The following is a 22,300-nucleotide window of genomic DNA, read 5'->3' on the forward strand; positions in this document are numbered from 1 at the left end:
CATTCCGGCTGCCGAAAGGCCACGATCGGCCGGCTAGTGGCGGTCGCCCTCGCTCCCCCCAGAGGACCGCAAATCTCCCCCGGACCGAGGTCCATGGATTTCAGCCGATTTGATGCCGCCATACGTGTTCGTCGCAAGTCCCCTGCCATTTGCCAATGAGGCTCCTCTTCCAAAGCCCGCGCCGTTGCGCAGCCCCAGCTCGCGCGCCGGATTGGCCTGCGCCGCGCTGTTGCTGGGCGCGACATTGGCCGGCTGCGCTGTCGGCCCGGATTACGCTGGCCCGCCCCGACTCGCCTTGCCCTCGCACTGGAGCGCCGGCACCGCCCCGCACCGGGACACCGGCAAGCTCGATCGCTGGTGGCTGCGCTTGCGCGATCCCCTGCTCAACCGGCTGATCGAACAGGCCGTCGAAGCCAATCCCGACGTTGCGAAGGCAAAAGCCGTCGTGCGCGAGGCGCGCGCTACGCTGCAACAGACGGCGGCAGGCCTGTTTCCGTCCGTGAGCGGCTCGGCGTCGGTGACCGACAACAAGACCAGCGGGACCTCCGCCTCGGCCGTCGCCGACACAGCGCCCTACACGCTGCACCAGGGAAGCTTCGATTCGAGCTGGGAGCTCGACCTGTTCGGCGGCACGCAACGGAGCATCGAAGCGGCGGTGGGCGGGCAGCAATCGGCGGAGGAGGATCTGCGCAACAGCCTCGTCACGCTGATCGGCGACGTCGCCGCTTACTACGTCGAGGCGCGTGGCTACCAGGCGCGGATCGCGCTGGCGCGGCAAACATCGGTCTCTCAGCGCGACACCGAAAAGCTGACCCGCAGTAAATACGAGGCCGGCAGCGGCAACGCTGTCGATCTCGCCAAGGCCACCGCGCAAGCCGCGAGCACGGAAGCTAACGTCCCGACCTATCAGGCGGCGCTTGCGGCCGACATTCATCGGCTGGGAATCCTGCTCGGGCGACCGCCTGACGGCGTCGCCTCGTTGATGGCCCGGTCCGCGCCCGTGCCGGCGCCGCGCATGCCCCTGCCCACCGGGCTGCCCGCCGATCTCCTGATGAGCCGCCCCGATCTCGCCAGCGCGGAGCACAAGCTGGCGCAGGCGACCGCCAGGATCGGCCAGGCCGAGGCCGACCGCTATCCCGCGGTGTCGCTGACCGGCTCGGTCGGCACCTCCGCGATACGCGCCGGCGATCTCGCCAAATATTCAAGCCTGAGCTGGTCGGTCGGGCCCTCGATCACCGTGCCGGTGTTCGACGCAGGCAAGCGCCTGGCCACCGTCAGGATTGCGGAGGCGCAACGCGATCAGGCGTTCGCCACGTTCCATTCGACCCTGCTCACCGCACTCGAGGACGTCGAGAACGCCCTGGTCTCGCTGTCGCGCGAACGCGTCCGTGCCACCAAGCTGTCGGAAGCGGCCAGGAACTACCGCGAAGCCGCACGGCTGTCGCGATCGCTGTTCGAGAGCGGCAGCGCCAGCTTCATCGACGTGCTGGACGCCGAGCGTTCGCTCTATTCCGCCGAGGATTCGCTGATCCAGAGCAAGGTGTCGGCGGCCAAATACTACATTGCACTGGCAAAGGCGCTCGGCGGCGGCTGGTCCGATCCGGTCGGCGTGTCGAGGCCGATCATCGTCGACACCAACACGGGACCTCACTTGCGAGAGGCGCAGAAGTGATCGAGATCATCACCGCCAAACGCCTGAAGATCGGCGCGGCGATCGTTGCCGTCGTAACTGCCGGCGTGGTCGCAGCCACGCGCGTTCCGGGAACGTCGAGCAAGGCGCAGTCCTACATCACCGCGCCGGTCACCGTCAGCGATCTGCGCGAGGAGGTGCTAGCGAGCGGCACGCTGAAGCCGGCGCGCCTCACCGCTGTCGGCGCACAAGTGTCGGGACGGATCACCGCCCTCAACGTCCGCGTCGGCGACACCGTCAAGGCCGGCGACGTCATCGCCCAGATCGACCCCGTCACCAAGCAGAACGATCTGCGCAGCTCCGAGGCGTCGCTGAAGAACTACCGAGCGCAGAAGGTCGAGAAGGAGGCTGCGCTGGTTCTGGCCGAGGCGAACCTCGCGCGCCAGCAGGCGACGTTGGCGCAACGCGCCACCTCCCGCAGCGATTTCGACAGCGCCGATTCTACCGTGCGGCAGACCCGCGCCCAGATCGCCGCGCTCGAAGCCCTGATCGTGGGGGCTGAAGCCAGCGTCGAGACCGCGCGCGTCAACCTCGACTACACACGCATCACCGCGCCGATCGACGGCACGGTGCTTGCCACCGTGGTGCAGGAAGGACAGACGGTCAACGCGGTCCAGTCCGCGCCCACCATCGTCGTGCTCGGCCAGCTCGAGACGATGACCGTGCGCGCGGAGATTTCCGAGGCCGACATCGTCAAGGTCAAGCCGGGGCAATCGCTCTACTTCACCATCCTCGGCGACCAGGACCATCGCTACGAGGCCAAGCTGGAGCAGATCGAGCCGGCGCCCGAATCGATCAAGAGCGACGCCAGCTTCTCCTCGACCACCACGTCGGGTTCGAGCACGAGTTCGAGTTCATCGAGTTCCACCAGCACCGCCATCTACTACATCGGCGTTTTCAACGTCCCCAACAACGAGCTCTCGCTGCGGACCTACATGACCGCCGAGGTGCACATCATCACCGGCGAGGCCAAGCGCGTGAAGGTCATCCCTGCGCTCGCGCTGATCCGGAAATCCGACGGCCGCAGTACCGTCCGCACCCTCAATACGAGGGGTGACGTCAGCGAGCGCGAGGTCAAGACCGGACTCAACGATCGCACGACGGTCGAGATCAGGTCCGGCCTCGACGAAGGCGAGCGGGTCGTCACCGGAGAGGCCAACGAGCAGACCGCATCGCGCAGCGTGTCGGGCGGCCCGCCCGGAGGTCTCTGACATGGCCGATCCGATCATCGCAATCGAGAACGTTCGGCGGGAGTTCGCGACCGGCGACGTCAGCGTGGTCGCGCTCGACGATATCTCGCTGAGCATCCGGCCCGGCGAGCTGGTGGCGATCGTCGGCTCGTCCGGATCGGGCAAATCGACGCTGCTCAATATCCTCGGCTGCCTCGATCGCCCCACCTCCGGCACCTACCGCGTTGCCGGCCAGAACGCCTCCGAGCTCGACGCCGATGCGCTGGCGGCGCTGCGCCGCGAGCATTTCGGCTTCATCTTCCAGCGCTATCATCTGCTCGGCGACCTCTCTGCCGGCGAGAATGTCGAGATCCCCGCGATCTATGCCGGGATGAAGGCCCGCGACCGCCGTGCGCGAGCCGAGCAGCTCCTCGCAAGACTCGGCGTCAACGACCGGCGAGGCCATCGCCCGAACCAGCTCTCGGGCGGACAGCAACAGCGCGTCTCGATCGCTCGGGCGCTGATCAACGACGCCGAGGTCATCCTGGCGGACGAGCCCACCGGCGCGCTCGACCGGCGCAGCGGCGAGGAGGTCCTGAAGATCCTGGAGGAGCTGCGCCGCGAGGGGAGGACGATCATCATCGTCACCCACGATGCCGATGTCGCCGCACGGGCCGAGCGCGTCATCGAGCTGCGGGACGGCAAGATCGTCTCCGATCGCCGCGCCGGAACAACGGACACCCCGGAGCGGCCCGTCACGGTAGCGCGGACGCCGTGGGGCAACGGCCCGGGCTGGTCCGCCGCGTTGCGGCGCCTGCGCGAGGCCTCGCGGATGGCGCTGGTTGCGATGGCCGCGCACCGGCTTCGCGCCTTCCTCACCATGCTCGGCATCATCATCGGCATCGCCGCGGTGTCGTCCGTGGTCGCACTCGGCAACGCATCACAGCGCAAGGTGCTGTCCGACATTTCGAACCTCGGCACCAACACGATCGAGGTGTTTCCAGGCAAGGATTTCGGCGACGCGCGGGCGAGCAAGATCAAGACGCTGGTGCTGGACGACGCCCGCGCGCTCGACCGGCAGGCCTTCATTGCGGGGGTCACGCCGACGGTTTCGACCAGCACCACGGTGCGGTATCGCGGCAACGAGTCCAACGTGCTGGTGAACGGCGTCGGCGAGAGCTATTTCAAGGTCAAAGGTGCCAAGCTCGCGAAGGGCCGTTTGTTCGACACCGAGGCGACCCGCAACATCGAGCGGCAGGCCGTCATCGACGACAATACCCGCAAGACGTTCTTCGCCGACGACCAGACCGCAGGCGTCGGCCGCGTGATCTGGCTCGGCAAGGTGCCGTGCCGCATCGTCGGCGTGATCGCCCAGCAGCAGGGCGGATTCGGCTCGAACCAGAACCTGTCGGTCTACCTGCCCTACACCACCGTGCAGGCCCAGTTCACGGGCGATCGTTCGCTGCGCAGCATTCTGCTGCGGATCAGCGACGATATCTCGACCAATCTGGCGCAGGACGCGGTGACGACGCTGCTGACGCAGCGGCACAACACCAGGGATTTCGTCATCCTCAACACCGACGACATCCGCCGCACCATCACCAGCACGACGCAGACGCTGGCGTTCCTGGTGGCGGCGATCGCGGTGATCTCGCTGGTCGTGGGCGGCATTGGCGTCATGAACATCATGCTGGTCTCCGTCTCGGAGCGGATCGGCGAGATCGGCGTGCGCATGGCGGTCGGCGCCAGGCGTAGCGACATCCTCCAGCAATTCCTGGTGGAGGCGACCCTGATTTCGTCCATCGGCGGCATCGCCGGCATCGTCGTCGCGGTGCTGCTCGGGCTCGCCGTCAACGTTGCCGTGCCGGGCTTCCAGGTCAGCTATTCGACGTTCTCGATCGGCGCAGCGTTCCTGACCTCGACCGGGATCGGGGTCGCCTTCGGCTTCTTCCCCGCCCGCCGCGCCGCGTTCCTCGACCCCGTGGTGGCGCTGAGCCGCGACTGACCCTAGGATTGCCCATGACCGCAGTGCTTCGGACGGGAGATCCGTCTGCAAATCGACCAACGACCGGCGCCCCCGATGCGATTTCAATCATGACCAGCGGCAGCCCGAACATCCTGATCGTGGAGGACGACAAGCCGACCCGCGAACTCATCTCGCGCTATCTGCGCGATCACGACTTCTCGGTCGACGCGGTCGCGAACGGCAAGGAGATGGACCGCCATCTCTCCCACGACCGGGTCGACCTGATCGTGCTCGACCTGATGCTGCCCGGCGAGGACGGCCTGAGCCTCTGCCGCCGCCTGCGGATGGACTCCACGACGCCGGTCATCATCCTCACCGCGAGGGGCGAGGATCTCGACCGGATCCTCGGCCTGGAAATGGGCGCCGACGACTATCTAGCAAAGCCGTTCAACCCGCGCGAGCTTCTCGCCAGGATCAACGCGGTGCTGCGCCGGCGATCGAGCGGCCTCGCCGCCGGCTCCGCCCCTGCCCGTCTCAAGTTCCAGGGCTGGACCATCGATCTCCGCTTGCGCGAGTTGCGCGACCCGCAAGGCGCGCAGGTGCCGCTGACCAGTGCCGAGTTCGATCTGCTGCAGGCCTTCTGCGAGCGGGCAGGACGCGTTCTCACCCGCGACAATTTGCTGAGCATGACGCGCGGCCGTCCCGGCGGAAGCTTCGGCCGCAGCATCGACGTGCTGGTCAGCCGGCTGCGCCGCAAGCTCGACCGCACGGAAGGCTCATCCATGATCAAGACCGTCCGCATCGGCGGCTACGTCTTCACGCCGCTGGTGGAGGAAGCATGAGCCGCGCCGCCGATATCGTCGCGCTGTTCAGCTTCAGGCGGATCAGCGGGCAGATCGCCGCCTTGATCCTGGGATCGCTGATCCTGATCCACGTCCTGATTGCCGGGTATTTTCTCCTCAACCAGCCGAAACTGCTGGCGGAAACGCCGCTGGAGCAGATCGAGCTGATCGTGCGGATCATCGCCAACACGCCGAAAGCCGAGCGCGCGCTCGTCCTCGACAGCGTCAGCCGAACCTTTCCAGCGCTCAAGCTCCAATTGCGAGACGGCGGCTCGGCCTCCACCACGCCGCAGTCGATGCGAACGTCCCTGACCATTCCTTCCGCACTCGGAGTCAAGGCCGAGCTCGTTCGCGGCAGCGGCGCGGAGGACGAGCGCGTCTGGTTCCACCTTCCGGGCGACGACCTGCTCGAAGCCGCGATCGGATCGCCCAAGATGCCGGCCTTCGTGAGCGGTCTCTGGACCTCGACGCTGCTGTTCCTGGTGGCGAGCCTGACGCTGCTCGGCGTCTGGGCCGGTCGCGCACTCTCCTCGCCCCTGTCGGCCTTCGCGCGCGCGGCGGAGGACTTTTGCCTGAGCCGGTCCTCCGCGCCGCTGCCCGAAAACGGCCCGGAGGAGATCAGGTCCGCGGCGAGAGCGCTCAACCGGATGCGTGATCGCATCGCCACGCTGATGAACGACAGAACCCGCATGCTGGCGGCCATCAGCCATGATCTACGCACGCCGATCACGCGTCTGCGGCTGCGTTCGGAATATATCGAGGATCCGGCACAACGCACGCAGACCGTGCGCGACCTCGACCAGATGCAGTCGATGCTGGAATCGGTGCTGTCGCTCCTGCGCAGCGAGAGCCCGGTCAAGCCGACGCTGGTGGACGTCGCGGCGCTGCTTCAAATGGTTTGCGAGCAGTTTTCGGATTCCGGATTTGCCGTGACCTATTCCGGCCCGAACAGGGCCGCCTTCGTCCTGCGGCCCGACGAAATCACCCGCGCGGTCACCAACCTCGTCGAGAATGCAACGCGCTTCGGAACCCAAATCGACGTCGCGCTGACGACGGTCGGGGACCGGCTCGTCATCGACGTCTCCGACGACGGGCCCGGCATTCCCGACAAGAGCAAGGCGGCGATGCTGGAGCCCTTTGTGCGCGGAGAGGAAGCCCGCACCATGGACGAGGCGGCCGGATTCGGTCTCGGCCTCTCGATCGCGCAGGCGATCGTGACGGCGCATGACGGAACGCTCGAACTGCTCGACAACGCGCCGAAGGGCCTGCGCGTCCGCCTGCAGCTTTCGCGGGCTGCCCACGACGATGCGGAAGCGCCGCGGACATAAAGCTGCGGCATTTGTCGGGCTTGTCGGTCATCCCGCCTCTGCTTCCCCCTGGAGTTCCCATGTCCTCTGCCGACCGGCCGGCGACGCGCCTTGCGACACGGCTTGCCTTCCTCGTCGCGGGCTTCGGCATCGCATGCTGGGCGCCGCTGGTGCCGTTCGCGAAGACGCGGCTCGGCGTCGACGACGGCGTGCTCGGACTGCTGCTGCTCAGCCTCGGCATCGGCTCTGTCGTCGCGATGCTGCTCACGGGAATCGTGAGCGCGCGCTACGGCAGCAGGCCGATCATCCTGGCGGGCGGGTTCGGCCTGGCGCTGGTACTGCCTTTGCTCGCGGTCGCGAGCTCGCCCGCGACGCTGGCCCTGGCCCTGTTCGCATTCGGCGCGGCGCTCGGCTCGATCGACGTCGCCATGAACATCCACGCCGTGGAGGTTGAGCGCGCCGCGGCGCGCCCGCTGATGTCAGGCTTCCACGCGCTGTTCAGCATCGGGGGCTTTGCCGGATCCGCGCTGATGACGGCCCTGCTGTCGCTGCAATTCGGCACGCTCGCCTGCACGCTGATCTGCTCAGCCCTGATGCTGATCGCGATGGTCGTGACCTGGCCGCGCCTGCTGCGCAACGCGCAGGCGCAGGACGGCCCGCTGTTCGTGCTGCCGCACGGATCGGTGCTGCTGCTCGCGCTGCTCGGCGCCATCACCTTCCTGGTCGAGGGCGCGATGCTCGATTGGGGCGCGCTACTCGTGATCGGCGCGGGCCTCGTCACCGAGGCGCAGGGCGGAGCCGGCTACATCGTGTTCTCGATCGCGATGACGATGGGGCGGCTCGGCGGCGACGCCATCGTTGCGCGCATCGGGGACCGCGCGACATTGCTGTGGGGCAGCCTGATCGCGATCGCGGGCTTCGTGGTCCTGCTGACCGCGCCGGTTGCGGCGGTCGCGATCACCGGCTTCCTGCTGATCGGGTTCGGCGCATCGAACCTCGTACCGGTGCTCTTCCGCCGGGCGGCCCGGCAAACGGTGATGCCGACCGGCCTTGCGGTCGCCGCGATCACGACCGCGGGCTATGCAGGAATCCTGATCGGCCCTGCCGGCGTCGGCTTCGTCGCGCATTTGGGCGGATTGCCGATGGCGTTCTGGCTGCTGGCTGCGCTGATGGGTCTCGTCACGCTGACGGCGCGCATCGTCACGGCGGATTCGCACCAGACCGCCGCGAGCTAACCCCTTCCATCTCAAGCATGATTCACGGGCCGCAGCCGACCCAAGCCATCCACGCAGGTCTGTCAGCCATGCGGCTTTCGGCCAGTTTACTGGACGCCTCGTTCTGCTAGACCACAATAAAATACCTTTTGACTCCCTCGCGGGGGCAATGGCACGTGCCAGCTGATAGTAACCAAGACTCGGTCGTTTCATTCGGGCCATTTCGGCTGTTTCCAAAATCCCGACTCCTGGAGAAGGAGGGAGAGCCGCTTCACGTCGGCGGCCGTGCGCTCGATATCCTGATCCTGTTGGCCGAGCGTCCCGGGGAAGTCATCGACAAGAGAGAGCTGGTCAAGCGCATCTGGGCCGATGTGAATGTCGACGAGGGTAGTCTGCGCTTCCATGTCGCAGCGCTGCGCAAGGTGCTCGGCGACACCGGCAAGTCGGCCCGCTATGTCCTCAACGTGCCGGGGCGCGGCTATTGCTTTGTTGCGCCGTCCACTCAAGCGGCGCCGGAGGTCGTCGCGCCTGTCGCCGCCGACATCAGTCCGCCCCGCTCGTTGCCCGCTCCGCTCGCGAAGATGATCGGCCGCGAGGCGATCGTCGAGAAGATCTCGAACGGCCTGACGCTGCATCGCTTCATGACCGTGGTCGGCCCGGGCGGCATCGGCAAGACCGTCGTTGCCGTCGCGGTCGGGCATCGACGCGCGGCGGATTTCGGCGGGCGCATCTTCTTCGTCGATTTCGGTCCACTGCGCGACGCCGGCCATGTCACGACCACCATCGCCTCCGTGCTCGGGCTGACGGTCAGCTCGGAAGATCCGACGCCGGCGATCCTGACATTCCTGAAGAGCGGACCGACCTTGCTGATCGTCGACGGTTGCGAGCATGTGCTGGACACGCTGGCGCCGATCGTGGAGCGCATCGTTCGCGAGGCGCCGCAGCTTCGCGTTCTCGCAACCAGCCGCGAGTCGTTCCGAAGCGAGGGCGAGCGGATCTTCCGGCTGTTTCCGCTGGATTGTCCGCCCGAGCGCGAGGATCTCGACGTCGCCGAGGTTCTCGCCTATCCCGCCGCTCAGCTCTTCGTCGAGCGCATCGCGCAGAGCTCCGGGCCGTTCCAGCTCAGCGCCGAAGAGGCGCCGCTCGTCGCGAACATCTGCCGGCGCCTCGACGGCATTGCCCTGGCGATCGAACTCGCGGCGGGCCGTGTCGATGCGTATGGCATCGCCGGCACGGCCTCTCTGCTCGACAGCCGCTTTTCGCTGCAATGGCGGGGACGACGCACGGCGGTCCCGCGGCACCAGACGCTCGCGGCCGCCCTCGACTGGAGCTATGACCTGCTGCCGCCGGCGGAAAGCGCCATCTTGCGACGATTGTCGGTGTTCGCCGGGCCGTTCGCGCCGGAGGCCGCCGCCGCGGTCGCGTCCGGCGACGGCCTCGGCACCTCGGAGACGCTGGAGGCGATCGACAGCCTGGTCGCCAAATCGCTGATCTCGCCATCCGGCTCGCGAGCGCTGCGTTATCGCCTGCTCGACACCACGCGCACCTACGCACTCGGCAAGCTGCGCGAGCTCGGTGAAGTCGGGCAGTTCGCGCGGCGCCATGCCGAGCATTTCCGCGATGTCTTCGAGCGCGCGGGGGCCGATACCGCGACGCCGCTGCCGGAATGGCAGAGCGCCCATGGTGGGGAGCTGGACAATCTGCGCGCCGCGCTGGACTGGGCCTTCGGGCCCGACGGCGATGCCAAGCTCGGCATTGCGCTGACGGCGACCGCGGTGCCCCTGTGGGTGCGCCTTTCGCTGTTCGCCGAATGCCGCGAGCGCTGCAGGACGGCACTGGCGGCGCTGGGCGAGGACCGCGGCAACGATCGCGTCCGTATGCAACTGCTGTCCGCGCTCGGCTGGTCGCTGATGTATGGCGAGGGCCGCGCGCGCGAAGCGCGCCCGATCCTCGAGACGACGCTCGAAATCGCCGAGCGCCTCGACGACAAGGATTTCCGGCTGCGCGCGCTCTGGGGCTTGTGCATCGACCAGTTCAACAACGGGCAGTTCGGCAAGGCCCGTGCGCTCGCCGACCGTTTTGCGAACGCGGCTGCAAACTCGCCCGACACCACCGATCTCATGCTGGGCGACCGCCTGATGGCCGTCGCGCTGCATTATCTCGGCGACCAGAACGAGGCGCGCCAGCGGATCGACCGGGTCAACGCCTCGCTGCATGTGCTGGTAGCCAAGCCGAAAATCTTTCCGCTCGATCTCAGGATATCGACGCAATATTTTCGCGCCCGCATCCTCTGGCTGCAGGGCTTCGCCGATCAGGCCCAGGCGCTCGCGGCTGAGAACATCTGGGAAGGCCGGGCCAACGGCCATGCGCTGACCTTCTGCAGCGTGCTGGGCCAGGCGGCCTGCCCGATCGCGTTCTGGTCCGGCGATTTCGATGCCGCGGAGCGCCACGGCACCGAGCTGCTCGAGCACACCGAACGCCACGCCATCCGGCTGTGGAGCCTGTGGGCCCGGGCCTTCAACGCCGCGGTCATGGCCAGGCGCGGCGACATCGCGACCGGCCTGCCGCTTTTGCGCGAAGAGCTCAATCGCGCCGGCGATGCACGCTTCCTGCCGCGCTTTCTCCCGCTGCTCGGCGAGCTCGCCGCATGTTGCCTGGAGGCCGGCGAGGTCAACCGTGGCCTCGAGATGATCGAGGACGCCCTCGCCCGTTGCAACGACCGGCAGGAGCTCTGGCATCTGCCGGAGCTGATCCGCATCAAGGCAGAGCTGATGCTCGCAAGCGCGCGGCACTCAGGGAACGCCGAGGCGCGCTTTCGCGAAGCGATCGACATTGCCGAGCAGCAGGGCGCGCGCTTCTGGCAGCTGCGCGCTGCAACCGGTCTCGCGCGGCTCTTGATGGACGCAGGCCGCGGCCCGGAGGCTCATGCGGCTCTCGGTAAGGCCTGTGACGGGTTTAGCGAGGGCAAGGAGATCGCCGACCTGCGCGCGGCCCGCGCGTTGATGAGACAACTCAGGAACTGACGCCGCTTACCTCTCCCGCTTGCGGGAGAGGGAGTGCACTTCCGGCGCGTTAGCGATCAGTCTTCGTCGTTCGCGTTTCACTCTCCCACCGCGGCCGCGCGGCGCGGCAGCTTCCAGCCGGGCCTAATGAAGTGGCAGGTGTAGCCGTCCGGATAACGTTCGAGATAGTCCTGATGCTCCGGCTCGGCCTCCCAGAATTCGCGAGCGGGCGCGAGCTCGGTCACCACCTTGCCCGGCCAGAGGCGTGAGGCCTCGACGTCGGCGATGGTGTCTTCGGCGATCTTCTTCTGCTCATCGCTCGTGTAGAAGATCGCCGAGCGATAGCTGGTGCCGAGATCATTGCCCTGGCGATTGAGCGTGGTGGGATCGTGGATCTGGAAGAAGAATTCCAGCATGGTCCGGAAACTGGTTCTTGCGGGATCGAACATGATCTCGATCGCCTCGGCGTGGCCTTCGTGGTTGCGATAGGTCGCGTTCTTCACCTGTCCGCCGGTGTAGCCGACGCGGGTGGAGATCACGCCCGGCTGCTTGCGGATGAGGTCCTGCATGCCCCAGAAGCACCCTCCGGCCAAAACTGCGCGTTCCGTCGTCATGTGATGTGCTCCCGGTTCACCAGGCGGCCCGCCCTTCAACCTGCCGCGACGCACGCGAGCACAGGGCGGGAGCCCGACATTGTCTTTGATGTCCGTTCGCTACCAAAGCCCGGACGGCCTCAGTGTTCCCGATCCGCACGGGATCGGCAACGTGCGCGAGGTGCCAGCCAGATCAATTTTGCGTCGGCCGCGGATTTCGCAAATCGTCCTCCCATTCGCCCTGAATTGAGAGCATCTTCAACGAGATAACGTCGCAGCTCCGCTCGCAAGTCCTAACAACTTCTAACACGCCAAGCCGCAGACGCCCCGCCATGGTGCGGACACTGCAGGGTGGATATGGCGGGACATATGGCGGGACATGGCGCTTCTTGACGATGTGATCGATGCCAGCGGCGGAATGGCCCGCTGGAATAGCTTGAACCGATTCACGCTCCACCTTTCGATGGGCGGAACGCTGTTCTCGAACGCCGGACACGCCCGGGAATTCAAGGACGTGACTGCGGAAGGCTCGACCCGGACACAATCGCTCCGCTTCACCGGCATCACCGGGGGCGAACGCTCCGGCTCCTTTCAACCCGACGCGATCACCATCGAGAACCTGGATGGCGAGGTCCTGCAGTCCTGGAGCAACCCCGGCCTTGCATTCGCCGAGGTCGGCCCGCCCGCGCTTGCGGATGAACTCTATCTCGTCTTCTTCTGCGGTGTCGCGATCTGGAGTTATCTGACGACGCCGTTCCTGCTTGCGCACCCCGATGTCGTCATCGAGGAGCTGTCGCCCTGGCAGGAAAGCGCCGAGACCTGGCGCCGGCTGCGCGCGCAATTTCCGGCGCACCTGACCATGCTGGCGTCCGAGCAGATCCTTTATTTCGACGAGAGCGCCCTGCAGCGGCGCATGGATCACGATCTTTTCGGGATGAAGATCGCACATTCCTCCTGGGCCCATGACAGCTTCGGCGGCATCGTGGTTCCGACGCTTCGACGCATTCAGACCCTGCGGCCGGACGGAACCGTGATCGCCAAGCCCGTGCTGATGGACGTCGAAATCTTCGATGCCGTGTTCGAATGATGGGTTGGATGGATGCGCGAGCACAGGAGTCACTGCGGCGGGCTGTCGCACCAGGACGCACAAGATCTAACAGAACCTCATCACCCCTAACGGGAGTCCTGGCTGGTTCACCTCTATCCTTCGAGGATGGAAAGCATTGGTTGCGCGCTGCCGGGGGTCGCAAGCAATTGCAACGCAGGAAAGGACGAGCGATGTCGGACAATCTGCAGGCGGCACATGCTGACGGCCCGGCCGGCCCACGGATGGAATCGCCGCGCGTCAGGGTCAATGCCTTGCCGAAATGGCGGCTGCGGCGCGTCGAGCATTACATCGCTGAACATTTCGGCCGCTGCATCAGTCTGTCCGAGCTCGCCAATGTCGCGGGCCTGTCCAGAATGCATTTTGCGGCACAATTTCGCACCGCGACCGGCTACCGTCCCCGCGAATATCTGCTGCATCGCCGGACCGACCATGCGAAGACATTGCTCGCCACCACCGAGCGGCCTTTGGCGGAGATCGCGCTCGCCGTCGGCTTCAGCACGCAGGCGCATTTTTCGACCGTCTTCAAGCGCATCAGCGGCGAGTCTCCGGCGCGCTGGCGTCTCGCCAACAAGGGCAAACGGATCGCGGTCGAAGCGCGCCGTCCTTCCCCGGAGAGCAACTGGGTCGCTGGTGCTCCCTACGCCGGATCGAACGCGCGGATCGGCGGCAGATTGCCGGTGAACTTCTCCACTTCGACCGTCGTCAGCTGACCGGTGCAGCCCTGCGCCAGGGATGAGGTGCCGACGTCGCGGGTGAGCACGTTGGGATTGCCGTGAACGCAGAGTGGCGCCTCGTCTTCGGGATCCATCGGATCGTACCAGGCGCCGGTCGGAAGCTGCACGACGCCGGCCGCGATGCCGTCGGTGACGTGGACCGCGGCAAGGCAGGCGCCGCGCGCGTTGAACAGGCGGATGATGTCGCCGTCCTTGATGCCGCGCGCGTCCGCATCGACCGGGTTCATGCGCGCGACCTCACGGCCGCGATGCTTCGAGCTAAGCGAATGGCCGCCGAAATCGAGCTGGCTGTGCAGGCGCGTCGCCGGCTGGTTGGCGACGAGGAAGCACGGCGCGCCGGGCTTCGGCATGTCGGTCTTCTCCAGCCAGAGCGGATGTCCCGGACAATCCGCATCGCCGTGGCCCGCGATCTTGGCCGAGAAGATCTCGATGCGGCCACTCGGCGTCGGCAGCGCGTGATTGACGGGATCTTCGCGGAAGCGGCGCAGCCGGCCGCCGTCGTCGGGCTGCTGCGGCACGATGAGGCTGCCGCGCGCCCAGAATTCGTCGAAGCTCGGCGCTTCCAGCCCGCGCTTGGCGAGCGAGGCGCGGGTCGGCTGGTAGAGATGCTCCAGCCATTGCCGCGACGTGCGTCCCTCGGTGAAGGGCTCGCGTGCCCCCAGGCGCTCGGCGAGATCGGCGAAGATATCGTAATCGTCGCGCGCCAGCCCGAACGGCTCGGCGATCCGGTGCATGGCGACCATGAGGGGATCATTGGTGGAATAGCCGATGTCCTCGCGCTCCAGCGTCATCGTCGCGGGCAGCACGATGTCGGCGTGCCGCGCCGTGGCGGTCCAGGCCAGCTCGTGCACGACGAACGTATCGAGCTGCGCAAACGCCTTGCGCAGGCGGTTGATGTCCTGGTGGTGATGGAAGGGGTTGCCGCCAGCCCAATAAACGAGGCGGATATCCGGATAGGTGCGGGTCTCGCCATTGTAGCGATAGGTGGTCCCGGGATTAAGCAGCATGTCGGCGATGCGCGCCACCGGAATGAAATCGGCAACGCCGTTGCGGCCCTGCCCCAGCGTCGGCCCCGGCACGTCGTTGACGCGGCGGCCGTAATAGCCGATCGCGCCGAGCGAATAGGCGTAGCCGCCGCCGGCAACGCCGATCTGGCCGAGGGCTGCCGCCAGCACCATGCCCATCCACACCGGCTGCTCGCCATGCTCGGCGCGCTGCAGCGAATGCGAGACGGTGACCAGCGCGCGCTTGCCGGCGGCGCGGCGCGCCAGATTGCGGATGGTCGCGGCATCGACGCCCGTGATCGCGGCGGCCCAGTCGGCGTGCTTGGGCTGGCCTTCGGTTTCGCCCATGAGATAGCGCAGGAAGACCGGCCAGCCTTCGGTGTAGCGATCGAGGAAGGCCTGGTCGTGCAGACCTTCGCTGACCAGCGTGTGGACGATGCCGAGCATCAGCGCCGTGTCGGTGCCGGGTACGCAGGTCATCCATTCGGCGCCGGCTTCAACGGGAAGATCCTCGCGCAGCGGGCTGACCAGCACAAACTCGCAGCCGCGCTTGCGCGCCGCCGCCATGGCGCCGCGCTCGACATGCTTGCTGATGGAGCCGCCGGCCACCATGGAGTTCTTCAGCGCCATGCCGCCGAAGGCCAGCACGATCTCGGTCTCGGCCGCGATCTGCTCCCAGGTGACGTTGCGCTTGGTGATGTCCTCATAGCCCGCCAGAATCTGCGGCAGCAGCACAGAGGACGCCCCCGAAGAGTAAGAGTTGACCGACCGCACGTAGCCGCCCATCGCGATGTTGAGGAAGCGATGCACCTGGCTCTGGGCGTGATGGAAGCGGCCGGCGCTCGACCAGCCATAGGAGCCGCCGAACACCGCGCCGGGACCGCGCGTATCGCGGATGCGGCCGAGCTCGTCGCCGAGCAGGTCGAGAGCCTTCTCCCAGCTCACCGGGACGAACTCGTCGCGACCGCGGCGATCGTCGGGGCCCGGCCCGCGCTCGAGCCAGCCGCGCCGGATGGCCGGCTGGGCGATGCGCGCCTGGTGGCGGAGCGCACCGGGGAAATTGTCGATGATGCCGTTCGGATCGGGATCGCCCGCATAGGCCCTGACCTCGAGACCATCAGCGCCCTGACGCGCGGAAAACACGCCCCAATGCGAGGTGTGCGGCTTGAAGCCATCCGAGAGGTCCAGACCCGGGTCGGGGAAGCCAATCGTATCGTCCATCGCGTGTTCCTTGTTCCGGCACGTGGCGCCAGTATACCGATCCAGCCCGGGATGTCGCCGAGATCAGCGCTGACGGAAACGCCGGGCTGTCGTGCGCGAAGATGGGATGTGACCATCGCCGGATCAGGCGGCGCCGATTCGCGGACAACGCGCCGGAAATGTGCGATATGTCGCTCCTCTCACAGCGACAACCGACACCTCATGATCAAGCGCGATTTGCCGGACGTAGCGGAGATCCACGCAGTGGTCGAGCACAATGGTGTGCTTTACATCGGAGGCATCGTCCCGGAGGACACCAACCTCGACATGTCGGGACAGGCTAAGGACGTGCTCACCCAATTGACGCAGCTCTTAAAGGATCTCGGGTCCGATCCACACAGCGTCTTGCAGGTGACGATCTACATGACAGATCTGAAGGAGAAGGCAGAGTTCAACGCGGTCTGGAAGGCGGACTTCGCGGAAGTTGATCTGCCGGCTCGCGCCACAATCGGCGTGGCCGATCTCGGTCCGGGCGTCAAGCTCGAGATGACCGTGATCGCCGCCATGCCATAGCGGCCCATAGCGGCGCCCACCAACACCCGGCCTCGGGGGCGCGCCGGCATCATCCACGAGCGCAGCAATCGACCAGCAACTGCCAGATCCGCTGTGCTTCACTTCTCTGGTGCCCCTCCGGCACCTTCTCGGAGTTGGACTGGCCAAATGCGGCGATGGCGTGCGCCTGGCGCGGCACGATCCATCGTTCCGAGATCGGGTCGTACCATTTTCCGATGTTCACCTCAGTCACGGCGATCAACTCACAGATTCGATCAACGGTTAGCGATGCGCCTGCCGCGGCTTCATTCGAGCCATTTGGCGACGCGCCACCTCAGTTTACCAATCATGAGCTGGCGCGTTCGTTCCGATTGCCTGCATCATCCCGGCCGGGCCGGATGAAGCGTGCGCGGATGCCGCTCGTGCAGCAGCCGGGCGAGCTCCTCGCGCTCGGTCTCGCGTCCCTTCATGGCGGTCTCGAACAGCGCCTCCTGGATGTCGCGAGGCATGTCGCCCCACACGTCCATCGCTGCGCGCCCGAGCAAGCCCGCAAGATGATCACTGCCATTGTTCATTCGGCCCTCCTCGTCTGCACACGGAAATGGAACAGCTAGGGCCGGCTAGCGTTCCAGTGTCATCATTGTGAAAAGGAGGCGTCTTTTATGGGATTCTTCACCAAGGACATCAAAACGATGGAAGACCTGCTGCTGCACGGGCTGCAGGACATCTATTACGCGGAGCAGCAGATCCTGAAGGCGCTGCCCAAGATGATCGACAAGGCGACCAACAGGGATCTCGCCGCCGGGCTGAAAGCTCATCTGGACGAAACCAACAAGCAGGTCGAGCGGCTCAACAAGGTTTTCGCCAAGCTCGGCAAGGAGCCGAGCGGCACGCAGTGCCCGGCCATCGACGGCCTGATCGAGGAAGCCGACGCGACCGCCGGCGAGATCGAGGACAAGGCCGTGCTCGATGCCGCGATCGTCGCCAACGCGCAGGCCGTGGAGCACTACGAGATGTGCCGCTACGGCACACTGATCGCCTGGGCGGAAGAGCTCGGCCACGACGACATCGTGCGCTTCCTCACCACCAATCTGAACGAGGAGAAGGCGGCCAACACCAAGCTGAACACGGTGGCACTCCGCAAGGGCGTCAACGCCAAGGCGTCCAACGCCGCCTGATCGAGATTCGCCGATTGCGAGATGGCGGCCCGGCTTGCCGCGCCGCCACCTGCTCCTCAGATGAACGGTTTCCCGCCGGTGACGGCCAGCGTGGCTCCCGACGTGTAGCTCGAGAGCGGATCGGCCAGCATGACATAGGCGGTCGCAAGCTCGGCCGGCTGGCCGGCGCGCTGCATCGGGACCTGCTTGCCGAAATTCTTGACCCTTTCCTCCGACATGGTCGAGGGGATCAGCGGCGTCCAGATTGGACCCGGGGCCACGGCGTTGACCCGAATGCCCTTCTCGGCCAGCATCTGGGCAAGTCCGCCCGTGAAATTCTGGATGGCGCCCTTGGTCGTGGCGTAGGCCAGCAGCGTCGGGTTCGGCATGTCCGAGTTCACCGACGCCGTGTTGATGATCGCAGCGCCCGGCCGCATGTGCGGCACGGCGGCCTTGGTCAGATAGAACATGGCGTGGATGTTGGTCGCGAACGTCAGCTGCCACTCCTCGTCGCTGATATCCCCGATGTCCTTGAACGTGGCCTGATGCGCCGCATTGTTGACGAGGATATCGATGCCGCCGAGCTCCTCCACGGCGCGGCGCACGATGGAGCGGCAGTGCTCGGGCTCAGAGATGTCGCCGGGGATCAGGACGACCTTGCGTCCTTCCCGCTCCACCAGCGCCTTGACCTCGGCCGCGTCCTCGTCCTCGTTCAGATAGGAGATGACGATGTCGGCGCCTTCGCGGGCGTAGGCGATTGCCACGGCACGACCGATGCCGCTGTCGCCGCCGGTGATGAGCGCCGTCTTCCCGGCCAGACGTCCTGAGCCTCGATAGCTCTCCTCGCCGTGATCGGGACGTGGCTTCATCGCACGCGTCGAACCGGGCATCGGCTGCTGCTGCGACGGATAAGGCGGTCTTGGATAGTCGGTCATGAAGCGGCTCCAGCAATGTGCTCCGCTAACAGGGGCCTGCCGGAAGCGTTCCTGTGACCGCACTGCTGCAGCGCGGAACCATTTGCGCCGCAGCATTCGAAAATGAGACTGCCCGTCAAGCCGGGCTAGGCCCTCACGCATGCACTGCGGGCGACTTCGGTTAGCTTCCTTTCAAAGCCGCGGACCTTCGAGAGCCAGCCTTCGAAAGTCACGGGGCGCCGCACCGCCCGGTGCGGCAATAATCGACGACACAGGGAGGAGCACAATGTCGAAATGCAGCATAGGACTGCTCGCGCTGAGCAGCCTGTTTCTTTCAAGCGCGGCGATCGCCCAGGAGAAGATCAAGGTGGGCGTGACCGCGACCCTCGAAGGCACCTACACGGTGCTCGGCGAGGACGGCATGCGCGGCCACCAGACCGCGCTCAACGTGTTGGGCAAGAAGATCGGCGACAAGGAGCTCGAATTCATCGTCGCCTCGACCGACGCGACGCCGGACTCCGCCGTGCGCGCCGTGCGAAAATTGATCGAGCAGGACAAGGTGCAAATCCTGCTGTCGCCGCTTTCCGGCGACGAGGGCATTGCGGTGAAGAACTTCGCCAAGACCCATCCGGAGCTGACCTTCATCAACGCCGCATCGGGCGCGCAGGAAACGACCTATGTCGACCCTGCCCCGAACTTCTTCCGTTACAACATGGATGGCGCACAGTGGCAGGTCGGCCTCGGCAAATACGCCTATGACGAGAAGAAATATCGCAAGATCGCAACCGTCGGCGAGGACTATTCCTTCATCTACACCCAGGTGTTCGGCCTCGTGCTCGAGTTCTGCGGCGCCGGCGGACAGGTCACCAACCGGCAATGGGTGCCGCTCGGCACCAAGGATTTCGCTTCGGTGATCGCCGCGCTGCCCGACGACGTCGATGCGATCTATCTCGGCCTCGGCGGCGCGGACGCCGTCAACTTCCTCAACCAGTATCAGCAGGCCGGCGGCAAGGCGCATCTGATGGGCGGCTCCATCATGATCGACCAGACCATCCTGTCGTCCAAGGGCAATGCCAAAAACGCCCTGATCGGCACCATCGCGGCGAGCGGCCAGGCCGACACCTGGGAGGATCCGGGCTGGCAGAAATTCGTGAAGGCCTATCAGGACGCCTTCCCGCCCAACAAACGCTTCCCCAGCCCGTCCCTGCTGGCCACCAATTATTACGGCTCGACGATGGCGCTGATCCTGGCCCTGCGTGAGGTCAACGGCGATCTCAGCAACAATCAGTCGAAGTTCAAGGCTGCGCTGGCGAAGATCGAGATCGACGCGCCGAACGGCAAGATCAAGCTCGATTCCAACCGCCAGGCGATCGGCACCAACTTCGTCACCGAGGTCGTGGATGACGGCAAGGGCGCGCTGTTCAGCAAGGTCGTGAAGGTGATCCCGAACGTGAACCAGACGCTTGGCTACGATCCGGCCGTGTTCTCCAAGATCGGACTGCCGAGCCGCACCGTGCCGGAATGTAAGAAATACTGACGCATCACGACTGCCACCACGCAAGATGGGGGAGCGACTTGCTGACGCGGTCGCTCTCCGCTCTTGCAATCTCGGCGGCGTTGTTGAACGCTAGCCGAAAAGACAAGAACATTCGGGAGGGGAAGGCATGAGCCGTGCGCTCGCCGTCTTCCACGGCCGGTTCGGTCGGGCGACGGTTTATCAGTTGAACCGCCCTTTCAATATCCACGCCCATCGTGAAGGTCATCTGATCTTCCATGTCGGCGGCATGCCCGCATGCATCGACGTTTGCGAGGGGCACCATGATCTCGACGAGACGTCCGTCGTCGCGGTCAATCCGTGGGAACCGCACAATTTCCTGCCCGCCGACATGGACGGCGGCGCGATCTTCTTCGTGCTCTATGTCAATGCCGAATGGTTTGCGCCCGATGCCTCCGGCACCCACCGGCTGCGCTTCGGCCGCACCCAGTTCAAGCGCACGCCGGCCCTCGACAAGCATATCAGGCGGACCGCCGCGCTCGTTTGCGGCGCACCATCGCTCTCCAGCCTGGATTCCGAGCTGCGGCGGCTGATCGACATCTGTTACGACGAAAGCTGGCAGCAGGCCGAGATCGCGCGCGATCCGCGCGCAAATGGATCCGTCACCGATTTCCGCGTGCGCAAATGCATCAAGATGATGTCGGAGAGCCCCGGCGCCGAGATCGAGCTCGACACCATCGCGCGGGAATCCGGCCTGTCGCGGCCGCACTTCTACCGCTTGTTCCGCGTCCAGACCGGCGTGACGCCGAACCTCTATCTCAACACGCTGATCATGGAACAGGCGCTCGAAGCGCTGGTGGCAAGCGAGACACCGATCGCCGATATCGGCTTCGATCTCGGCTTCTCCTCGCAGAGCGGCTTCACCCGTTTCTTCGCCGCCAATGTCGGGATGGCCCCGACCGACTACCGCCGCGCGGCCAAGATCTTGCGCGCCTGATATCCACGCGAAAAGATACTCACGATCAAACGTTCCCCTCCGAGCCTCGCTAGGATGCCGGCAACGCGATCCCGAAAGAGGATCGCGAGTCCAGGGAGGACGTGCGTCCATGGCGAGGTGTGCAGCCGCTGCGAGGCTGTCTGACCTGCATTCAGAGGACGGCGCGGAGCGCTACGGCCTGACTGCTGCCTCTCCCCGCTTGCGGGGAAAGGGTTGGGGTGAGGCGGAGCTTCCGCGCGGACTGCGGCAGTTCGACAGGTGGAGCGCCCCCCTCACCCGGATTGCGCTCGCGCGCAATCCGACCTCTCCGCGCAAGCGGGGCGAGGTCAAGACAGGGGGCTCGTCATGAGCCGCTTTGTCGAACGCCATCCGGCCTGGGCGCTGATCGTGATCATCGCGATTGCCGTCGCGCTCTGGCTGATCTTCGCGGTCTGGCCGCCGGGCCTCGAAGAGGCCGTCGGCCGCAAGCGCGTCTTCCTCAATGCCGTCTTCAACGGCATCACGCTCGGCGGACTCTACTTCCTCGTCGCCAGCGGCTTCACGCTGATCTTCGGCCTGATGCGCAACGTCAACCTGGCGCACGGCTCGCTCTATCTGTTCGGCGGCTATATCGGCTACGCCATCAGCTCGGCGACCGGATCCTGGGTCCTCAGCTTCATCGTTGCCTTCATCCTCACCGCCGTGGTCGGCGTGCTGCTCCAGGTGATCGTGTTCCGCCGGATGGAGGGACAGGATCTCAGGCAGACCATGGTGACGATCGGCCTGTCGATCGTGTTCGCCGACCTCATGCTGTGGGCCTGCGGCGGTGACTTCTACCAGATCCAGACGCCGAACTGGCTGATCGGCCCCATCGAGCTGCCGCTGATCACCGCGGTCAAATCCTCGGGCGAGCCGGTGTATCTCAGATACCCCATGGTGCGGCTGGTGATCTTCGCGGCATCCGTGATCATCGGTGTTGCGATGTGGCTCGCGCTTAATCGCACCCGCATCGGCATGATCATCCGCGCCGGCGTCGACGACCGCGATATCCTCGCCGCGACCGGTGTCCGGATCCAGCTCGTCTTCGTAGCCGTGTTCGCGTTCGGCGCGGGGCTGGCGGGCATCGCCGGCGTCGTCGGCGGCACCTTCCAGTCGTTGTCGCCCGGCGAGGACATCCGCTTCCTGCTTGCGTCCCTGGTGGTCGTGATCGTCGGCGGCATGGGCTCGATCCCGGGCGCCGCGCTCGGCGCGCTGATCATCGGCCTCGCCGAGCAGCTCGGCTCGGTCTACATCCCGACCTATGCCATCGTCGTGACCTTCCTGATCATGGTGCTGGTGCTGGCGATCCGGCCGCAAGGCCTGTTGGCGAGGCGCTGA

At 66.0% G+C, this 22,300-nt stretch carries 18 protein-coding genes and 1 pseudogene; 14 read left to right on the forward strand and 5 right to left on the reverse strand.

Annotated features, from left to right (window positions below; genetic code table 11):
* Window positions 1-112 precede the first annotated feature (112 nt).
* From AC0WRY_RS25905 to AC0WRY_RS25935, 7 genes are all read left to right on the forward strand, one after another.
* Entirely contained in the window at window positions 113-1,672 is a 1,560-nt protein-coding gene (locus AC0WRY_RS25905) for an efflux transporter outer membrane subunit (protein WP_194403618.1), read from the forward strand.
* Window positions 1,669-2,901, forward strand: coding sequence for an efflux RND transporter periplasmic adaptor subunit (locus AC0WRY_RS25910; protein WP_194403619.1), 1,233 nt, complete (start codon window positions 1,669-1,671; stop codon window positions 2,899-2,901). The genes AC0WRY_RS25905 and AC0WRY_RS25910 overlap by 4 nt, the downstream gene beginning before the upstream one ends.
* 1 nt (window position 2,902) lies before the next feature.
* Window positions 2,903-4,864, forward strand: coding sequence for a MacB family efflux pump subunit (locus tag AC0WRY_RS25915; RefSeq protein ID WP_194403620.1), 1,962 nt, complete (start codon window positions 2,903-2,905; stop codon window positions 4,862-4,864).
* An 89-nt stretch (window positions 4,865-4,953) separates the two neighbouring features.
* Window positions 4,954-5,667, forward strand: coding sequence for a response regulator (locus tag AC0WRY_RS25920; protein ID WP_194403621.1), 714 nt, complete (start codon window positions 4,954-4,956; stop codon window positions 5,665-5,667).
* A complete protein-coding gene (locus AC0WRY_RS25925; protein WP_491121594.1) occupies window positions 5,664-6,995 on the forward strand; it encodes an ATP-binding protein in 1,332 nt (443 codons plus the stop codon). Before AC0WRY_RS25920 ends, AC0WRY_RS25925 begins: the two co-directional genes overlap by 4 nt.
* A 59-nt stretch (window positions 6,996-7,054) precedes the next feature.
* Window positions 7,055-8,209 carry an MFS transporter gene (locus tag AC0WRY_RS25930; RefSeq protein ID WP_194403623.1) on the forward strand — a complete coding sequence of 385 codons (1,155 nt, stop codon included), beginning with the start codon at window positions 7,055-7,057 and terminating at the stop codon, window positions 8,207-8,209.
* 155 nt (window positions 8,210-8,364) lie between these two features.
* Window positions 8,365-11,211 (forward strand): ATP-binding protein, encoded by a 2,847-nt coding sequence (locus AC0WRY_RS25935; protein WP_194403624.1) that lies wholly within the window; start codon window positions 8,365-8,367, stop codon window positions 11,209-11,211.
* 77 nt (window positions 11,212-11,288) lie between these two features.
* On the opposite strand, the gene msrA is transcribed toward AC0WRY_RS25935, so the two are convergent.
* Window positions 11,289-11,804: a peptide-methionine (S)-S-oxide reductase MsrA gene (msrA, locus tag AC0WRY_RS25940; RefSeq protein ID WP_194403625.1), complete on the reverse strand. Its 516-nt coding sequence runs from the start codon at window positions 11,802-11,804 to the stop codon at window positions 11,289-11,291.
* Between the two features lie 358 nt (window positions 11,805-12,162).
* On the opposite strand from msrA, the gene AC0WRY_RS25945 reads away from it, so the two are divergent.
* Together AC0WRY_RS25945 and AC0WRY_RS25950 are read left to right on the forward strand one after the other, a co-directional pair.
* Window positions 12,163-12,870 carry a hypothetical protein gene (locus tag AC0WRY_RS25945; RefSeq protein ID WP_194403626.1) on the forward strand — a complete coding sequence of 236 codons (708 nt, stop codon included), beginning with the start codon at window positions 12,163-12,165 and terminating at the stop codon, window positions 12,868-12,870.
* Window positions 12,871-13,109: 239 nt separating this feature from the next.
* Window positions 13,110-13,601, forward strand: a pseudogene (locus AC0WRY_RS25950) (helix-turn-helix domain-containing protein); the annotation flags it as partial.
* Here the strand turns inward: AC0WRY_RS25950 and AC0WRY_RS25955 are convergent.
* Window positions 13,529-15,850 carry a molybdopterin guanine dinucleotide-containing S/N-oxide reductase gene (locus AC0WRY_RS25955; protein WP_194403627.1) on the reverse strand — a complete coding sequence of 774 codons (2,322 nt, stop codon included), beginning with the start codon at window positions 15,848-15,850 and terminating at the stop codon, window positions 13,529-13,531. The pseudogene AC0WRY_RS25950 and the gene AC0WRY_RS25955 sit on opposite strands and share 73 nt — an antisense overlap.
* 201 nt (window positions 15,851-16,051) lie before the next feature.
* Between AC0WRY_RS25955 and AC0WRY_RS25960 the strand changes: the two genes are divergently transcribed.
* Window positions 16,052-16,402, forward strand: a complete 351-nt coding sequence (locus AC0WRY_RS25960; protein WP_194403628.1) for a RidA family protein — start codon at window positions 16,052-16,054, stop codon at window positions 16,400-16,402.
* Window positions 16,403-16,451: 49 nt separating this feature from the next.
* On the opposite strand, the gene AC0WRY_RS25965 is transcribed toward AC0WRY_RS25960, so the two are convergent.
* Entirely contained in the window at window positions 16,452-16,634 is a 183-nt protein-coding gene (locus tag AC0WRY_RS25965) for a hypothetical protein (RefSeq protein WP_211416624.1), read from the reverse strand.
* A 127-nt stretch (window positions 16,635-16,761) separates the two neighbouring features.
* Window positions 16,762-16,956, reverse strand: coding sequence for a hypothetical protein (locus AC0WRY_RS25970; RefSeq protein WP_194403629.1), 195 nt, complete (start codon window positions 16,954-16,956; stop codon window positions 16,762-16,764).
* 87 nt (window positions 16,957-17,043) lie between these two features.
* On the opposite strand from AC0WRY_RS25970, the gene AC0WRY_RS25975 reads away from it, so the two are divergent.
* Entirely contained in the window at window positions 17,044-17,559 is a 516-nt protein-coding gene (locus tag AC0WRY_RS25975) for a YciE/YciF ferroxidase family protein (RefSeq protein ID WP_194403630.1), read from the forward strand.
* Window positions 17,560-17,615: 56 nt separating this feature from the next.
* Here the strand turns inward: AC0WRY_RS25975 and AC0WRY_RS25980 are convergent, their stop codons facing one another.
* Entirely contained in the window at window positions 17,616-18,473 is an 858-nt protein-coding gene (locus AC0WRY_RS25980) for an SDR family oxidoreductase (protein ID WP_491121598.1), read from the reverse strand.
* Window positions 18,474-18,738: 265 nt separating this feature from the next.
* On the opposite strand from AC0WRY_RS25980, the gene AC0WRY_RS25985 reads away from it, so the two are divergent.
* The 3 genes from AC0WRY_RS25985 (at window position 18,739) to AC0WRY_RS25995 (ending at window position 22,300) form a co-directional block, all read left to right on the forward strand.
* Window positions 18,739-19,989, forward strand: coding sequence for an ABC transporter substrate-binding protein (locus tag AC0WRY_RS25985; RefSeq protein ID WP_194403632.1), 1,251 nt, complete (start codon window positions 18,739-18,741; stop codon window positions 19,987-19,989).
* Between the two features lie 127 nt (window positions 19,990-20,116).
* Complete coding sequence (locus AC0WRY_RS25990) at window positions 20,117-20,944, forward strand: helix-turn-helix transcriptional regulator (RefSeq protein WP_194403633.1); 828 nt, start codon at window positions 20,117-20,119, stop codon at window positions 20,942-20,944.
* Between the two features lie 345 nt (window positions 20,945-21,289).
* Window positions 21,290-22,300, forward strand: coding sequence for a branched-chain amino acid ABC transporter permease (locus AC0WRY_RS25995; protein WP_194403634.1), 1,011 nt, complete (start codon window positions 21,290-21,292; stop codon window positions 22,298-22,300).

It is taken from the genome of Bradyrhizobium sp. T-12 (assembly GCF_058314695.1).

Coding starts and splice junctions, on each gene's coding strand:
- AC0WRY_RS25905 (WP_194403618.1), top strand. CDS start 113: ATGCCGCCATACGTGTTCGTCGCAAGTCCCCTGCCATTTGCCAATGAG.
- AC0WRY_RS25915 (WP_194403620.1), top strand. CDS start 2,903: ATGGCCGATCCGATCATCGCAATCGAGAACGTTCGGCGGGAGTTCGCG.
- AC0WRY_RS25920 (WP_194403621.1), top strand. CDS start 4,954: ATGACCAGCGGCAGCCCGAACATCCTGATCGTGGAGGACGACAAGCCG.
- AC0WRY_RS25925 (WP_491121594.1), top strand. CDS start 5,664: ATGAGCCGCGCCGCCGATATCGTCGCGCTGTTCAGCTTCAGGCGGATC.
- AC0WRY_RS25930 (WP_194403623.1), top strand. CDS start 7,055: ATGTCCTCTGCCGACCGGCCGGCGACGCGCCTTGCGACACGGCTTGCC.
- msrA (WP_194403625.1), bottom strand. CDS start 11,804: ATGACGACGGAACGCGCAGTTTTGGCCGGAGGGTGCTTCTGGGGCATG.
- AC0WRY_RS25945 (WP_194403626.1), top strand. CDS start 12,163: ATGGCGCTTCTTGACGATGTGATCGATGCCAGCGGCGGAATGGCCCGC.
- AC0WRY_RS25955 (WP_194403627.1), bottom strand. CDS start 15,850: ATGGACGATACGATTGGCTTCCCCGACCCGGGTCTGGACCTCTCGGAT.
- AC0WRY_RS25960 (WP_194403628.1), top strand. CDS start 16,052: ATGATCAAGCGCGATTTGCCGGACGTAGCGGAGATCCACGCAGTGGTC.
- AC0WRY_RS25970 (WP_194403629.1), bottom strand. CDS start 16,956: ATGAACAATGGCAGTGATCATCTTGCGGGCTTGCTCGGGCGCGCAGCG.
- AC0WRY_RS25975 (WP_194403630.1), top strand. CDS start 17,044: ATGGGATTCTTCACCAAGGACATCAAAACGATGGAAGACCTGCTGCTG.
- AC0WRY_RS25980 (WP_491121598.1), bottom strand. CDS start 18,473: ATGACCGACTATCCAAGACCGCCTTATCCGTCGCAGCAGCAGCCGATG.
- AC0WRY_RS25985 (WP_194403632.1), top strand. CDS start 18,739: ATGTCGAAATGCAGCATAGGACTGCTCGCGCTGAGCAGCCTGTTTCTT.
- AC0WRY_RS25990 (WP_194403633.1), top strand. CDS start 20,117: ATGAGCCGTGCGCTCGCCGTCTTCCACGGCCGGTTCGGTCGGGCGACG.
- AC0WRY_RS25995 (WP_194403634.1), top strand. CDS start 21,290: ATGAGCCGCTTTGTCGAACGCCATCCGGCCTGGGCGCTGATCGTGATC.